At 69.7% G+C, this 14,269-nt stretch carries 17 protein-coding genes; 16 read left to right on the top strand and 1 reads right to left on the bottom strand.

Annotated elements, in window-relative coordinates; all coding sequences use genetic code 11:
• The 13 genes from ACFQ9K_RS43790 to ACFQ9K_RS43730 form a co-directional block, all read left to right on the top strand.
• A partial coding sequence (locus tag ACFQ9K_RS43790; protein ID WP_378984514.1) for a hypothetical protein occupies positions 1-806 on the top strand: 806 nt, incomplete at its 5' end.
• Positions 806-1,630, top strand: coding sequence for an ESX secretion-associated protein EspG (locus tag ACFQ9K_RS43785; RefSeq protein WP_378721050.1), 825 nt, complete (start codon positions 806-808; stop codon positions 1,628-1,630). The genes ACFQ9K_RS43790 and ACFQ9K_RS43785, both read left to right, overlap by 1 nt.
• A 15-nt stretch (positions 1,631-1,645) precedes the next feature.
• Complete coding sequence (locus ACFQ9K_RS43780; RefSeq protein WP_378721049.1) at positions 1,646-3,289, top strand: hypothetical protein; 1,644 nt, start codon at positions 1,646-1,648, stop codon at positions 3,287-3,289.
• Positions 3,286-4,065: an ESX secretion-associated protein EspG gene (locus ACFQ9K_RS43775; protein ID WP_378721048.1), complete on the top strand. Its 780-nt coding sequence runs from the start codon at positions 3,286-3,288 to the stop codon at positions 4,063-4,065. Before ACFQ9K_RS43780 ends, ACFQ9K_RS43775 begins: the two co-directional genes overlap by 4 nt.
• The gene (locus tag ACFQ9K_RS43770) at positions 4,058-4,435 is read left to right on the top strand and encodes a hypothetical protein (protein WP_378721047.1); all 378 of its coding nucleotides are present in this window, start codon (positions 4,058-4,060) and stop codon (positions 4,433-4,435) included. Before ACFQ9K_RS43775 ends, ACFQ9K_RS43770 begins: the two co-directional genes overlap by 8 nt.
• The gene (locus tag ACFQ9K_RS43765; protein WP_378984511.1) at positions 4,432-4,716 is read left to right on the top strand and encodes a YbaB/EbfC family nucleoid-associated protein; all 285 of its coding nucleotides are present in this window, start codon (positions 4,432-4,434) and stop codon (positions 4,714-4,716) included. Before ACFQ9K_RS43770 ends, ACFQ9K_RS43765 begins: the two co-directional genes overlap by 4 nt.
• 116 nt (positions 4,717-4,832) lie before the next feature.
• Complete coding sequence (locus ACFQ9K_RS43760; RefSeq protein ID WP_378721045.1) at positions 4,833-5,153, top strand: type VII secretion target; 321 nt, start codon at positions 4,833-4,835, stop codon at positions 5,151-5,153.
• A complete protein-coding gene (locus ACFQ9K_RS43755; protein WP_378721044.1) occupies positions 5,150-6,475 on the top strand; it encodes a hypothetical protein in 1,326 nt (441 codons plus the stop codon). Before ACFQ9K_RS43760 ends, ACFQ9K_RS43755 begins: the two co-directional genes overlap by 4 nt.
• A 13-nt stretch (positions 6,476-6,488) precedes the next feature.
• Positions 6,489-6,794, top strand: coding sequence for a PE domain-containing protein (locus tag ACFQ9K_RS43750; protein ID WP_378721043.1), 306 nt, complete (start codon positions 6,489-6,491; stop codon positions 6,792-6,794).
• Between the two features lie 27 nt (positions 6,795-6,821).
• A complete protein-coding gene (locus tag ACFQ9K_RS43745; RefSeq protein ID WP_378721041.1) occupies positions 6,822-7,817 on the top strand; it encodes a PPE domain-containing protein in 996 nt (331 codons plus the stop codon).
• Positions 7,814-8,596 carry an ESX secretion-associated protein EspG gene (locus ACFQ9K_RS43740; protein WP_378721040.1) on the top strand — a complete coding sequence of 261 codons (783 nt, stop codon included), beginning with the start codon at positions 7,814-7,816 and terminating at the stop codon, positions 8,594-8,596. The genes ACFQ9K_RS43745 and ACFQ9K_RS43740 overlap by 4 nt, the downstream gene beginning before the upstream one ends.
• A gap of 74 nt (positions 8,597-8,670) precedes the next feature.
• Entirely contained in the window at positions 8,671-8,985 is a 315-nt protein-coding gene (locus ACFQ9K_RS43735) for a WXG100 family type VII secretion target (RefSeq protein ID WP_378721039.1), read from the top strand.
• A 40-nt stretch (positions 8,986-9,025) separates the two neighbouring features.
• The gene (locus ACFQ9K_RS43730; protein ID WP_378721038.1) at positions 9,026-9,319 is read left to right on the top strand and encodes a hypothetical protein; all 294 of its coding nucleotides are present in this window, start codon (positions 9,026-9,028) and stop codon (positions 9,317-9,319) included.
• A 50-nt stretch (positions 9,320-9,369) separates the two neighbouring features.
• Here ACFQ9K_RS43730 and eccE read toward each other — a convergent pair whose 3' ends face one another.
• On the bottom strand, positions 9,370-11,070 hold the full coding sequence (gene eccE, locus ACFQ9K_RS43725) for a type VII secretion protein EccE (protein ID WP_378721037.1): 1,701 nt from the start codon (positions 11,068-11,070) through the stop codon (positions 9,370-9,372).
• Between the two features lie 108 nt (positions 11,071-11,178).
• On the opposite strand from eccE, the gene eccB reads away from it, so the two are divergent.
• From eccB to ACFQ9K_RS43710, 3 genes are all read left to right on the top strand, one after another.
• Positions 11,179-12,579 carry a type VII secretion protein EccB gene (eccB, locus tag ACFQ9K_RS43720; RefSeq protein WP_378721036.1) on the top strand — a complete coding sequence of 467 codons (1,401 nt, stop codon included), beginning with the start codon at positions 11,179-11,181 and terminating at the stop codon, positions 12,577-12,579.
• 110 nt (positions 12,580-12,689) lie between these two features.
• The gene (locus ACFQ9K_RS43715) at positions 12,690-13,787 is read left to right on the top strand and encodes a hypothetical protein (RefSeq protein ID WP_378721035.1); all 1,098 of its coding nucleotides are present in this window, start codon (positions 12,690-12,692) and stop codon (positions 13,785-13,787) included.
• Positions 13,784-14,245: a YbaB/EbfC family nucleoid-associated protein gene (locus ACFQ9K_RS43710; RefSeq protein WP_378721034.1), complete on the top strand. Its 462-nt coding sequence runs from the start codon at positions 13,784-13,786 to the stop codon at positions 14,243-14,245. Before ACFQ9K_RS43715 ends, ACFQ9K_RS43710 begins: the two co-directional genes overlap by 4 nt.
• Positions 14,246-14,269 lie beyond the last annotated feature (24 nt).

Genomic DNA, 14,269 nt, shown 5'->3' with positions numbered 1-14,269 from the left:
CCACCCTCATCCCCACCCTCCCCGACCCCAACACCCTCGCCCCCGCCACCCACACCACACCCACCGGAAACAACAACGAAACCAGCGGAAACGACGGCGGAAACAGCAACGGCGGCAAGGGCGGCGGCGGCAAAGGCGGCGGCGGTGAAGGCGGCGGCAAGAGCGGCGGCGGAACCGGCAGCGACGGCGGCGGCAAAGGTAGCGGCAGCGAGGGCGGCGGCAAAGGCGGCGGCGGCAGCGAAGGCGGCGGCAAGGGCGGCGGATCCGGCAACGGCGGCGGAAGTGGCGGCGGCGCAAACCCTTCCGGCCACCCCGGCCCGCCGATCGGCCCAAGCGGCCCGATCAGCCCCGGCATCGGGGGCGGCGGCGGAGCCAGCGGATCGCAGGACCTGCTTCGCCTCTTCTCCGAAGCGCTGCAACTCATCTCGTCCGGCATCCCGACCCTGGTGCAACTCGGCAACCAGCTCGCCGCGCAACTCGGCCCGGTCCTGCAAGCCCTGGCGAAGTCGGTCGAGGACGGCGCAACAACCGTGAAACAGGCCTTGGCGCAGGCAACCGAGCGTTTCGGCGAGGAGGTGCACCACGTCGAGGAGCTGCTGTTCCCGCCGGGTGCGACCGGCCCGATCGAGCCGCCACGCGCGCTGTTCCCCGGCCTGGCGGTACCGGATCTCGGTGCGATCAACCGGGCCGGCGGTCGCCAACCGGAAGTCTTCGAGGACTTCACATCCACGCGGTCGACCACCGAGGTCGGCGGAGAAACAGCATCGACCGGGTCGCCCGGCCACACGGTGGAGGGAAATCAATAGTGGAACGCACCTGGCGCCTGAGCGGCCTGGAGTACCTGGTCATGCGTGAGCGCCTCGTCGACCGCACGCACAACTGGCCGTTCAGCTACCTCTCGGACATCCGCGGTTACTACGACTTCCAGTTCCAGAAGGCCCGGGTCTGGGGCGAACTACAGGCGGCGTGGGATCCGGACTTGGCCGACGTACTGGTGAAAGCACTGCGCGCCGATGTCCGAATGACCGTGCATGCCAGCGACAACGGCGCTCCGCAGGATCTCACCGCCCATAAAGTCATGGCGGCCAGGCGATTCGGCGAACGCGCGCTGCTGATCCAAGGTTTCAGCAAGACGACATCGGAGAGCCACGACGATATCGAGATCACCGAGTGCGCCCCCGCTTCGCTGGCGCGTTTGATCGTGGACAGGTTGCCGCCGATGGCGGCGGGCACGCACCCGCGCGTCGCGTTGCTGAACACCGCCGACGAGCAGTTCGACCATTGGCACGGTCGCAGCGGGCTTTTCGACGACGAGCAGGACCACGACGTCGATGCCAGATGCCGCGAGTGGCAGGCGGCGCCGAAGGCGACCGTCGGCCAGATCATGATCACCCACGGTCACTCCACCTTCGGTCCGAGCGGTCAGGTCACCAAGTGGATCTTCTGGGAGGACCACCCGGGCGATGGCCGTTACGTGGTGGACCTCGAACCGCCGATCGCCGCCGTCGCGACCACGGCGGAGGGCCTCGCCAAGCTCATCGACCGGCACTGCGACGAGTTGCTGCTGGTCCGGGCAGACGAGTCCCGGCGCGGGGTCGCCAGGGCGAGCGTTTACGACGACGGCCGATAGCGCGGGAGGCAAGCCATGGCAACGGAAGCGAATGGTACGAACTGGACGGGACTGCCCGGCTCCGCGAAGGACGGGCAGCTCGAGCTCGCGCCCACGTCGGCGCTGCGCTGCGCCCGGCACGTTGAGGACATGCTGAATGTCGTTGTCGGCGTACAGGAGTGGATGACGAAGAACGTTCAGCTGGCGAGTCCGATCATCGCCGAGTCCGTGTCCGGCCGGCTGCTGTGGACGGTGTTCAACCTGAAGTTCGGCACCGAGCTGAAGCAACGGATCGACCGACATCACACGGTCCTCGTCGACATGGGCAACACCTTCGTCGCCGCGGGCAAGCGCTACGCGCGCACCGAGCACGACTCGAAGGTGAGCTTCGACGATCTGTCCTTCGACCACCCGTCCGGTACCCCGCCGAGCGGGGCGCCCGCGCCCGTGCCGATACCCGATCGGCCGAACAAGCCGGTGGCTGGAACCCATTACGACGCTTACGGTTTCGGCCCGGAGCTGGGAAAGCAGCTCGGCTGGGAGGCGCTGTGGATGATCGGCAACTCGATCGACGCGAAGGCGGTCGCCGCCGCGGCCGGGGTCTGGTACTGGCTCGCGCAAACCCTGGACACCGGCTTCACCACGCTGCGTTCGACGATCTCGGCGGTCTCGTACGAGTGGAAAGGCGCCGGCGCCGAGGCCGCGATCACCGCGACGACGCAGTATGTCGGTGCGTCGCAGCGGCTGACCGGCGACATGAAACTGCTGGGCGACGCACTCCAGTTCACCTCGGGCTGGCTCCAGCAGACCAAGCAGAACTCGATGCCGCCGACCCCGCAGCCGCCTCCGCCCACCTCCATCTCTCAGCAGATGGCGAACGAGCTGAATCTCATTCGGTGGCAAGAGAATTTCCAGCTGTACTACTCCGACAACTATGTCCAGACCACCACCAGCATTGTGAAGCTGCCGGATCCGGATCCCGTGACGACCACGCCGGGTCCCGGGGGCGACGAATCGCCGAACGACGATGACGATCGGCCGCCGACCACCGATGACGAGCAGGCCCCGCCACCGGGGGACGAGAACTCCGGCGGCGACAGCGGAGGCCAGCAGCCGCCCGAGAGCGGCGGTGGTCCGCCGCCATCCGGGGAGCAACCACCCGGCGGGGCCCATCCACCGTCCGACGGAAACCCGCCGCCGGTCGAGCGCCCGCCGACCGGTCCTGAAACACCGCCCGGCACACCGAATCCGCTGGTGGGAATCGAGAACAACCCGCTCGCGACGCTGGCCCAGCTGCCCAAAGGTCCGCTCGCCAACGAGTTTTCCGGCAACCTTCCGCTACCGGTCAACAACCCGATGCTGCCCAAGGGCGGTCCGCTTGCCGCGCTCGGCAAGGGCGGAATCGGCGGACCGGGTCGCGGCCTATTCGCCCGAGACCCATTGGCGCTCCAGGAATCCAAACTGTTTCCCCGCGCCACGGTGCCCGGCGAAGCGAAGATCGTCGGCCGGGCCGGACCTGCCCTCGGTCGCGAACCAGGCATGCCGTTCGGCGGCGCTCCGGGTCGGCCGACCGGTGAAGAGCGGGAGAAGAAGCGCAACGAGTACCTGAACTCCACCGAACACCTCGACGAGGCGATCGGTGCGCCGGAGCGTGGCATCCGGCCGGTGCTCGACCGGTGAGCCGCACCTGGACGCTCAGCGATGTCGAACTGATCGCTCTGTGGGACAGGCTGTTCAAGGACGGACTGCCCGCGCCGCTGTTCGCCCTGTATCGCGGCGAGGACGCCGAGGAATGGGCACGGTCGGCGGCGACGGCGCGGGCCGGCCTGGCTGACGACGGCGGACTACCCGACGCGCTGGCTCGGATCGCGGACGCCGACGTCCGGGTGTCGGTACGAGCGTTCGACCCCCGACGCCCGGACGACCCCGACGGTATGGTCCGCGTCATCGGCGGCAGACAGGGTGGGGTCGCCACGCTGATCCGGCAGCTGCCCGGTGAAACCATCTGGCACAGTGGTGGTTACATCGTCCATACCGGGGACGGGTCGCGGCTGGCCGGAGCGATGGTAGGGGCGCTGCCCGACCGGGCAGCGGGGCAGCGCCCGGACACACCGTTGGTGACCGCGCCGGGTAACGCCGACACCGACCATCACTACGGCCGGTCCCGGGTGCAGGACAGTTACGCCGAAGCGGATCGCCTCAGCGCCGAATGGCTCGATCACCCGGCCGAGCGGCTGGGACTTATCGAAACCAGCTTGGGCAGTTCGATATTCGGGCCACGGGGGATCACTCCCTATCGCATCGAATGGCGCGATCTGGTCGGCGACGGACGATACGCCGTCCGCGACGACGTCGGCCCGGTCGCGAAGCCGGTGGACCGGCCGCGACTCGCGGCCATGATCACCGCCGACATCGCCACCGTATGGCAGACCCTGGAGGACGAACGCCGTGCCTGAACAGCCCGACCTGGCCGAAACAACGGAGTTCGCCACCTACTCGGTCGGCGAAGCCTCCGTCCGCGGCGGCGAAATCGTGGTCAGCGCCACCGATTCCGGTCTCCCGCTCGCCGTCCGCGTCACGCCCGACCAGCTGCGGCGCAACCCGGGCGAGCTGGGCGCCGACCTCCTGCGCCTGTGCCGGCTGGCCGCCGACCGCGCCGGTCTGCACCGGCGGGCCTACCTGGCCGAACTCGGCCTTCCGGAACACGCGCTGAACCTGCTCGGGCTTCCGTCGCAGCAGACGGTCGAACAATCCGAACTGCTCGACGAGGCCGAGCGCGAGTACGAGCCGCGCAGCTGGCTCGATCAGGACGGCGGTTCCTGGTGACCGATTTCGCCGACCTGGAGGCCGCCGCACGCGCACAACTGGAACGGATGCAACGACTTTCCGACGACCTCGCCGACATTCGCGTCGCCCACGCCACCGCCGGCGATGCGGTGACGGTGGTGGTCGACGGCACCGCCAGGATCCTGGATATCCAGCTGTCCGAGGGTATTTCGCGGATGTCGCCGGGCGAGTTCGGGCAGGCGGTGGTCGCCGCGGCGGCCACCGCGGCGCAGCGGGCACTCGCGCTGCGCGGTCACCTGATCGAGGAATTCGACAACTAGGTGAACAACAGGTTCGCCGGTTCGCGTAGCGGTTGCGGAACCCGTTGCCCTCATTAGGTTTCTCGATGAACCGCCCAGGTATCGAGTTCACAGATCAGCCCCAGGAGGGTGCCGCGATGAACGTAGTCAATGTGCAGCCACAAACATTCCGTCAGTACGGCGACCTCGCCGAGGGGACGGCGGCGGCCGTCGCGGTCGCGGGCGCGGTCGACCAGGCGGCGGTAATCGCCTCCGTCGCACCGGTATTCGGACTGATCGGTCAGGAGTTCCTGGCGAGTTTCGCCTTCGCGCAGGCCAATCACTTCGTCGCAGTGGGCGATCTGGTCCAGATCTTCGCGGGCACCGCCGAGACCTCACGTGCGGCGGCGCAGTCCTACGAGCAGGCCGAGCGAAACAGTGCGGAGTCGTTCGCCGCGCCCGCGGGAACCCCGGAGTGACCGCGGAATTCCTTGCGGCGCCGCTGCATCCGACCGTCCTCGACGCGCTGCAGAACACTCCGGTCGCGCCCTACCTGGGTCAGTCGGCGCACCAGGTCCTCGCCGGCATCGGCCTGCCCGCGCTGCCGCAGCTACCGGCGCTTCCGCCACTGCCCGGCCTCCCGCCGCTGCCGCCGCTCGACCCGGCCGCGCTGGTGAAGCCGGTCACGGACCTGTTCAGCGGTTTCGGTGACGGGAACCTGAACACCAATCCCGCGTTCAACCCGCAGAAGGTGCTCCAGCAGGTCGCGCAGTCGGTCAGCGCCGCAATGCAAGTCATCTCCGGCGGTATCCAGCTGTTGCAGACCATGGAGAGTACCGGGACCCGAGCGGCCACCGCGGCGGCGGTCGACACCTACGCCACCTCGGCGGCGATCTCCGACCAAGCCGTGCGGATGAACCTCACGACCGGGGGAGCGGCGAGCTCGGTGGCCACCGGGTACCTCCAGATGGCCGCGGTGGCAACCCGATTCGCGATGACAACGGCGGCATTGACGCCCACGCTGGCCACCGCGCCCGGGCAGGCCGCGTTGCTGGCGACGGCGATCGAGGCGGCCACCGAGGCGCTGGCGATCACCGCGCACACCAAGGCCCAGTTGCTCGGCCACTCGGCACACATGACCGAGGCGGGCAAACCCGTGCCGACCCGGCTGCCCACCCGGCCCAAGGTCGGTGCGCCGAGCACGGCCCAGCGCCCGCTCACCCAGAGTCTGACGAAGTCCGGTTCGAAGGCGGGGCGGCTCGCTTCGACCGAGGCGAGCACGCAGGCTACGAATCAGGTTCTGACCCAGCTACTGTCGCAGCTGCCGCATATCGTGCAGCCGTTGCTGTCGGTCGCCCAGGAGGTCGGCAAGGCCACCGCGCCCGCACCGGCCAAGACCGAGCCGAACACCCCGGTACCGGTGCCCTTGCGGCCGGTCTCGACCATCGCCGCGAGCCTGCCGCACGGTTCGGCCGGAATCGGCAGCGGGACGGTCGGTCCCGCGACCGCGCCGCTCGGCGGCTGGCAAACAGAACACGTCGTCGCGGCGACGCCGGCCACGGTCGCGTCCGCGACCGTTTCCACCGGCCACGCCGCGGTCGCCGGTGAGGTACTGCCGCCGCTCGTTCCTGGCGTCGGGTCGCTCGGCGGTGCCGACCGGGCCAGATCGGCGGGCGGTGCCCCCGAGGCGCTGGTCGACGCCTGTCACGGCGACGAACTCGTCGGCGGCCGCGAGGACACCGCGGCCCCCGTGATCGGCGCTACCACGACCGAGGACCCGGACACCCCGTTCCGCCTGTAGAAGGAGAAATCTCTTGAGCCACATAGCATTCGATCACGTTCTGGCCCGAACGGCGGCCGGCCGCCTGGACCAGCTCGCCGACGGCCTGGAAGGCGGATTGCACCAGCACAGCACCGCACTGCATCCGGCGGCCGCGGCCATCGACCCGGTCTCCCGGCATACCGCGCGGACGCTCGGCGAGGTCGGTGGGTCGTTCCGGGAGTCGTATCTCGGCGGCGTCGGTGAGCTGCGCAAGATCGCCGCGAACCTGCGTGCACACGCCGATCTCGTCGAGGGATCCGACGGTGACGCCGTCGACATGTTCAAACCCCTGATGTAGCAACGCATCCAGACGAGGACCGATGTGATGGTCGAAGCACCACAGGCCGGTTTCACCGGCACGATATGGGACGCCGTCCCGGCCGAGCAATTGGCGCACGAGCTGACCACCGGGCCAGGTACCGCGCCGATGGCCGACGTCGGCCTGGCCTACGCCGAACTCGCCGTTGGGCTGGGCGCGGCGGGCACCGAGTTCCGTGCGATCCTGGCGGTCGTCGGCGATGTCTGGGGGTCGGCGTCCAACGAGGACGGTCTGGCCCAGTTGGCGCAGTTGGCCGACTGGTTCGACGAGGCCACCGCGGCGGCCAGGGAGAATGCCGCGATCGCTGCCGAGCAGGCGGTGTCCTACGAGGTCGCGCAGCTCACCATGCCGCACGTGGGGGAGGTGGCCGCGGCCGTGCGGACGGCGGCGGATCTGCTGAGCGGCAGCCTGCTGGGCGCACCGCTGGCCGGTCTGCTCGACACGGCCGACCATCAGGTCGAAGCGTTGCACGCGCAGGCGGCTCAGGTGATGCGCACCTATGAGGCGGCGAGCGAAAAGCTGGCCTTCCCGTGGGAGCAGGACGCTGCCCCGGCGGTGAGTGCCGGTGCGGCGCTGGCCGCCGAGCAGGCCCCGGCGCGGCCCGAGGCCGGGCAACCGGGCCTGCCGACGAACGCGCCGGTGGTCGCCGATCCGGTACTGGGGGCACCGGCCGTGGACCTGTCCGCGGTGCACGTCGCGCCGCCGCCGACCGTGGCCGTCGGCGGCGAATCGCTGATACTTGCGCCGACGCTGCCACCGAGCCCGGCCGTCGCGCCGGGACCCACTGCCGCACTGCCGGTTTCGGCGGCGCAGCCCGGACCGCCGCCGATGGTGGCGCCACCCGCGAGCGCGGCCCCGCCGGTCCCGCAGCAACCCGCCGCACGAGCCGACGCGGCCGAGGTGGGCGACATCGGCGATCGTTTCGTCGTCGACGCGGGATTCGCCACCGCGCCGCCGGTATTGGGCGGTGCCGCGGCTCCCGCGACCCAGGCGGGACGATGACCACGTTGACCACCGACGGCGTGCTCGCCGTCGCCGAAACCCTCGGCGTGCAGACGTTCCCGACCGTGCTCGTGCTGCGTCCGCGGCACGCCGATCGGCAGGCCTTCGCCGCGGCCCGCGCCGCCGTGCTGCCGGAACTCGGCGATCGCGGCGTGCTCGACCGGGACGGCAACGTTACCGACGATCTGGCCGGCGCCTTGTTCGTCCTGGCGCGTCCCGATCGTCAACTAGCCCTGCGCATTCGGCGCGGCGGCCAATTGCTCCGCGTCTGTCTGGCCCGGCGCGGACTCGACCATGCCCTCGCGGTGCGTCGCGGCGACGACCTCGAGGTGCGTCCGGTGTGGGGCGAAGAGGACGCCACGGTGCTGGCCCGGCCGCTGCTCGGCGTGCTGGGCCCGTGCCCGCCGGCCGACATCCCGGTCTTCAGTGCTCCGACCGCCGAATTGCAGCGGCGATTGGACGACGCGGGCACCACCCACGCGAGCGCCGCCTACCAGCTCGGCATGTCGGAATCCGGCGCGATCGCGCTGGGACTTGCTCTACGACAATGCGATTCGCTCGCGGAGCTGGTCTGCTATTCCCACCGTGACGGCCAGTCCGTTCGGTCTCCCGCCAGCGCGGCCGTCTACGACACCGCGGACGGCCGCATCATCGGCGGCGGCAGTGTGGCCGCCGACGGACAACTGTGGACCACCCTCGCCCCGGGCAGTGACCATCGATTGGCCCAGGTGCTGGCCGCGCACATCGAGGCATTGCCGGAAGGCAGGTGGATGCCGTAATTCCCGCATGACCGAGAACCCGGGCCGACCGCCCACCCAAAGATTTCCACACCTATCATCCGAGAGGACCTCTCATGGCCGGAAGTAACCTGCACCTCGATTTCGCGATTTTCCAGAAGTACGCGAACGCCTACGCCCAAGTCATTCCGCCGATCGACAAGAGCGTCGACAAACTGGGCGATACGGTCGAGGCCGCGAAGAAGGGTTGGGAGGGTGACGCCAACATCGCGTTCACCAAATTCGCCAACGAACTGCAAAACAAGATTCGCGCGGTGAACAAGGACCTGGATCTGGTGTCGCAGGCATTGCAGACCGGCGAGAAGAAGGTCGCGTCGGCGGAAGACGAGAGCATGTCCGGATTCACCACGCTGAACATGAACTACAGCTAGTCCCCGGCACGACACGCTATTCAGAGAACGGAAAATAACCATGCTGTACAACCCGGCTGCCGTCAACGCGCTGATCACCGAACTCAGCGGTTACCACAAGGACATCTCGGCCGAGCGGGAGAACGCCGAGACCGCGGCGACCAACTTGCTCAAGGAAGGCTGGCAGAGTGGTGACGCCGGCGCGTCCGCGGCCTTTCAGCAGAAGCACAAGACCCTGATCACCGACCTGGACGATCTGCTCGTGCTCCTGGCGAAGGGCAAGGACAACGTGCAGGCCGCGCTGGACAAGGCGATGGCCACCGACCAGCAGGTCGCCGACGACTTCACCTGGTAGTCGTCCGGACCGAGGGATGGGCCCGTCGCCGTCGGCGGCGGGCCCATCTGTCATGCCGGCTGCAACACCGATTCGGCCGGAGTCTCCGCGGTGCCGAGGTACTCGGTCTCCTCCGGGATCGACACCACCTGGACGACCAGTTCACGACCTTTGGTGCGGACGATTACCGTGCCGGGTTCGCCGGCCGAACCGATCAACGCGACATCGGCGCCGAGCACCACGGACGAGGACGCGGTCTGCGAACGGACGTGCACGGCGGTCGCCTCCGACACCTGCCCGGTGGCCGCGACGCCGTCGTAGACGATCATCGTCGCCGCGGCGGTATGGTGTGCCGCGCCGCCGGGCGACGAAACCGACAGGGCCGCAGGCGCATCGACCGCGGACACCAGGTGCGCCCACGCCTGCGGCCGGGTGGTGTGCACGATCGCCTGGGCGCCCACCGCGATCGACCGCAAGATCATCAGCTGGGTGAGCCACAGCGACCCGACGATCTCCACCCGCCGAATCTCCGGCCCGAACAGCGACACCGCGACGCCGAAACCGTCGCCGGTCGCGCCGATCACCTGGCCGCACCCGCCGGCAGGCACCGTGAAATCGGACAGCGTCGCCGGCGTTCCGTGCCGAGCCACCGGCGTGTCGAGGTCGCCGCCGTCGAGCAGCACGCGCCGTTGACGCCCGCGCAGCGGCAGCAGACCCAGCTCGAGCGCGGACGTGTCGGCGTCGTGATGACCGGCCCCCGCCTTGTCCTGACGCACCAGCGCGGTCAGTGCCACCGCATGGTCACGCTGTGTCGCAGCGGATCCGGATGCCGGCGTCAGACGCAGACGAGTCAGCACGGACTTGCCGGGCAACGCCCACACCGCGGCCAGCGCCTCGGCGTTCAACCGCTCGGGCCGGACCGCGTAACCCGCCAGCTCGACGCCGTCGCTGCGCACCGAACGCCAATCCTCGGCCCACTGCTGCGGATCGGTGTCGTGTAGCGCGACCGCCTCCGCGGCGGCCAGTTCGGTCGCGGTCAGCACCGACACCCGAACCCCACGGGTCGCCAGGCGCGCGGCGACCCGGCGGGTGGCGACCAGCGCCGTCCGGACCATCCCCGGCTGCCCGCCGCCCCGGTTGTCGATGGCGCCGGCATTGTCGAGCGGATCGATACGCAGGACCAGCCAGACGGTTTGGGCCGCCGCGGCAGGCAGCGGCCCGAGCAGCTTCTCGTACACGCGCACCACGTTGTCCGGGCCCTGCGTGCGGACGCCGAGCGTGACCACGTCGACGGCGGCGAGCCGGATGTCGAACTGGGCCAGGCAGCGGGCGACATCGGCGAGCGAGACGGCCGCGTCCGCGCGGATCTCTGCCGAGCTGAGCAACGTCGGTCGCACGCCGGTGCGCTCCAGCGCCAGCATGGTGATCAGGTGCCTGCCGTCCCAGCGCATTCCGCACCGGGTGCCGTCGGATTCCGGCAGCGTGACGTCGAATGGCTCGGTGCGCGCCCCGATAGCATTACCGCGCCGATTGCGCCACCGCAGCGCGATTCGCATTCCCAGAATTCGCCATACATTCGTTTTCCGAATCCGGACCGCGCCGAGTGCGGCGACCGCGAGACCGATTCCGGTGGCCACCGGTAGATCGGCGTGCAAGGCGATTGCCGTGGTCCCGGCCGTGGTACCCGCTGCGGCGGACGGCAACACGATGAACAAGGGCAGCCGGGTGAACAGCTCCGGCGTGCTTGGGCGCGGCAATATCTCGTTATTCATTCAACTCATCTCCATTCCGCGAGCACCCCCGTGGTGCGGTAGCCTCTCACACCGCAGTCGAATGTGCGTGTTCATGCGCACGGTGTTCATATGCATGGAGGAGTGGGAATGCCGGCACAGCTGACGACGCGCGCGCAGGTCAATGGATATCGTTTTCTGCTGCAACGTTACGGGCACGCGATGGTGCGTCGTGACGTGCGAATGCTGCACGACCCCATGCGTATCCAATTCCGGTCGTTGATCACCGGCATCGTGCTCGCCGTATTGATCACCGCCGGCTGTGCCATCCTGGCGTTCCTGCGCCCGCAGGGCCAGCTCGGTGACGCCAAGATCATCATGAGTTCCGGCAGCGGCGCGCTCTACGTGATGGTCGACGGGACCTTGCATCCCGCGCTCAATCTGGCGTCCGCCCGGCTGATCACCGGCAGCAGCGAATCGCCTACCGCGCTGAAGGATTCGAAGCTTTCGGCATTGCCGCGGGGTCCGCTGCTCGGCATACCCGGCGCGCCCGGCGCGCTCGGCGACCCGGTCGAGCGCGAACGCTCGGAATGGACGCTGTGCGAGGACGCGACCGCCGCTCAGGGCGGCACCGTGCTGGCCGGCTCGCCGCAGCTGGGCGCGCAGATCCGTCCGGCGGCGCCCGGCGAGGCGGTCCTCGCGACGCGCGACGGCGCGACCTACCTGATCTACGACGGCAAGCACGCCCGGGTCGACATGGGCAGTGACGCCATCGTTTCCGCGCTGCGGGTGCGTGGCCTGCGCCCGCGCCCGATCGGGACCGGGCTGCTGAACGCCACCGCGGCCGCGCCCGAGTTGAGCGTGCCCGCGATCCAGGGCGCGGGCGAATCGAGTGCCGTGCGCGGGGCGAATGTGGTGGTGGGTTCGGTGATTCGAGTCCAGGGGGTGAACGGGCCCACGCCCTACGTGGTGCTCGCCGACGGCGTGCAGAAGATCTCCGAGTTCACCGCGCAGGTGCTGCGTGCCTCGAACTCGATGGGGCTCACCGTGATTCCGTTGCTATCCCCGGACGCGATCAGCGGCATGCCGGTGCTGGAGACGTTGCCGGTCGGCCAGTTCCCCGCGGGCGATCTGACCATCGTCAGCACGGACACCGACCCGGTGGCGTGCGCGGCGTGGTCGCGCGGCCGCGCGGATCAGGTGGCGAAGCTGCAACTGCTCGTCGGCAGGCAACTGCCGCTGGCCGAGGGGGCGGCGCCGGTGGCGCTGGTGGCCGGCGACGGCGCCCGCGCGGCGTACATCCCCGGCGGCAGCGGGGAATTCGTTCAGGTGACCGGGATCGAGCTGGACAGCACCCGGCGCGATGTTCTCTTCTACGTCACCGACACCGGCGTCCGATTCGGTATTCCCGACCTTGCCACGGCCGCGACGCTCGGGCTGACCACGCCGAAGCCGGTGCCCTGGCAGATCATCAGCCAGCTGCCCGGCGGCCCGATGCTGGACCGGCAGTCGGCGCTGATCGCGCGCGACGTCGTGCGGGCAGGGCAGTAGCGCACCGGGTGACCAGAAGGTGAACGCGGGGGGCCACCGAATCCGCCCCGCTCGCTGCCGGACCGGCCGCTCGGTACGGTCCGGTGATTCCGAACCGAAAGGGAGAGCTGATGCCGCGGTTGGTGTGCAGGCATGCGGATGGTGCGGTGGTGGTGGCCGTCGGGGGCGCCTGCGTGGTCGTCCGGCCGGACGCGCTCGATGACGAGGGGCGTTGTGCGACAACGCCTTCGGCGCTGAATATGGTGCTGGTGAGTGCGGCGACGGTCGAGCCCGGTTTCATCGCCGTCGACGAGCCGATGCCGGCGGCACTGCTGTCGGCGGCGCAGATCGCGACGATCCTGGCCTGGGAGGTCGGTTTCGTCGAGGGCGTGCCCGGCGACGACGATCGCCCCGGGCTCAGCAGCGGCGAGGCCGAACTGTATCTGCGCTACCGTCCGGAAACCGGCGACCCGTATCCGAACAGCTTTGCGCTGCAAGCGGTCGACCGCCCGTTCTCCCTCGACCGCATCGCCCCTCCGCTGTCGGACAGCCGCGACGAGTTCGCCGCCGACCTCGAGACCGGTACCGCCGCGGTCGAATTCGACGCCGAGCCCGAACTGCTCGTCCAACTGTGCGCGTCCATGGGCTACGTGGATGACCTGTCCGGCGACGAGATCGTCGCCGCCGCCGCGCAAGACCTGATCGACCGAACGAGCTACCTCGCCACCGTGTCGGAGTTCTACGCGGAGCTGGCACGGGTGGTCGCGACCGGCACCGTGCCCGACGCGGCGGTCGAACTCGCCGGAAAGTTCGACGCACCGCGGATCCTGGACTTCGTCGGACGACTGGTGGCCGAGCTGGATCGGCGCAGGCCCTGGCCGGACCCGGCCCTCGTCCCGGTGGACCCGGCAACCTGGCCGTCGATCGGCTCGAGCAGGCCGATCGGCTGGCTGGAGATCACCATCGCGGACCTGGAGTGGGCGGTGAAGGCGCCCTTCGGCGACGTCCCCGACGACGATCAGGCCTTCCTCGTACTCCGTTTGCGCGGTGGGCAATTGGTGGCGCTGGTCGGGGAGGACGCGCCGAATCCGACCCGCTTCCTGGTGCTGGTGCCCGATCTCGACGATCAGCAGCACGCCGTCGCGGTGAACGCCTACTTGTCGCGGTACGCGGGCCTGCAGGTGCGGTCCGAAGAACTCGGCCTGGCCGTGGAGGTGGCGGCGCGATGATCCGCCCGGAGAACCGACGCGCGGCCGGCGACGCGGCCGACCTGATCGAGGCCGTGGTGGGCGCGCTGGGCCGGCTGGGCGAGATTCGCACCGCCAGGGACGCCCTGACCGCGTCGGCCACCGTGGAACACGGCCGAATCACGGTGACGGTCAACGCATCCGGGTCCATCCTGCGCACGGAGTACGCCGAGGGCATCGATGAGCTCAGCTACGGCCAGATCGCCCGCGCCACCGTGCAGGCCGCGCAGCAGGCCGCGGCCAAGGTGCAGCGGCAGAAGACGGAACTGATGGCTCCGCTCACGGCGCTGCGGTCGGGCCTGCGGCCCGAGGACCTGTCCGAAGAGCTGGCCGATCTGCGCAAGCAACTGCCCGAACCGGCCCGTGCCCCGCTGACCCCGCCGTCGGAGCGCGATGCCGGGACCCCGCACAGCGCGGACCACCGCATTCTGGACCGCTGAATCCGGCGAAACTTCGCGCGAGAC

This window comes from Nocardia sp. NPDC056564 (assembly GCF_042793755.1).
GTDB lineage: Bacteria > Actinomycetota > Actinomycetes > Mycobacteriales > Mycobacteriaceae > Nocardia.
This window is presented reverse-complemented; position numbering and strand designations above follow the sequence as displayed.

Excerpts from the sequence above, each read along its gene's own strand:
- ACFQ9K_RS43780 (WP_378721049.1), top strand. The coding sequence starts at position 1,646 with ATGGCAACGGAAGCGAATGGTACGAACTGGACGGGACTGCCCGGCTCC.
- ACFQ9K_RS43715 (WP_378721035.1), top strand. The coding sequence starts at position 12,690 with ATGCCGCGGTTGGTGTGCAGGCATGCGGATGGTGCGGTGGTGGTGGCC.
- ACFQ9K_RS43745 (WP_378721041.1), top strand. The coding sequence starts at position 6,822 with ATGGTCGAAGCACCACAGGCCGGTTTCACCGGCACGATATGGGACGCC.
- ACFQ9K_RS43760 (WP_378721045.1), top strand. The coding sequence starts at position 4,833 with ATGAACGTAGTCAATGTGCAGCCACAAACATTCCGTCAGTACGGCGAC.
- ACFQ9K_RS43730 (WP_378721038.1), top strand. The coding sequence starts at position 9,026 with ATGCTGTACAACCCGGCTGCCGTCAACGCGCTGATCACCGAACTCAGC.
- eccE (WP_378721037.1), bottom strand. The coding sequence starts at position 11,070 with ATGAATAACGAGATATTGCCGCGCCCAAGCACGCCGGAGCTGTTCACC.
- ACFQ9K_RS43735 (WP_378721039.1), top strand. The coding sequence starts at position 8,671 with ATGGCCGGAAGTAACCTGCACCTCGATTTCGCGATTTTCCAGAAGTAC.
- ACFQ9K_RS43740 (WP_378721040.1), top strand. The coding sequence starts at position 7,814 with ATGACCACGTTGACCACCGACGGCGTGCTCGCCGTCGCCGAAACCCTC.
- eccB (WP_378721036.1), top strand. The coding sequence starts at position 11,179 with ATGCCGGCACAGCTGACGACGCGCGCGCAGGTCAATGGATATCGTTTT.
- ACFQ9K_RS43710 (WP_378721034.1), top strand. The coding sequence starts at position 13,784 with ATGATCCGCCCGGAGAACCGACGCGCGGCCGGCGACGCGGCCGACCTG.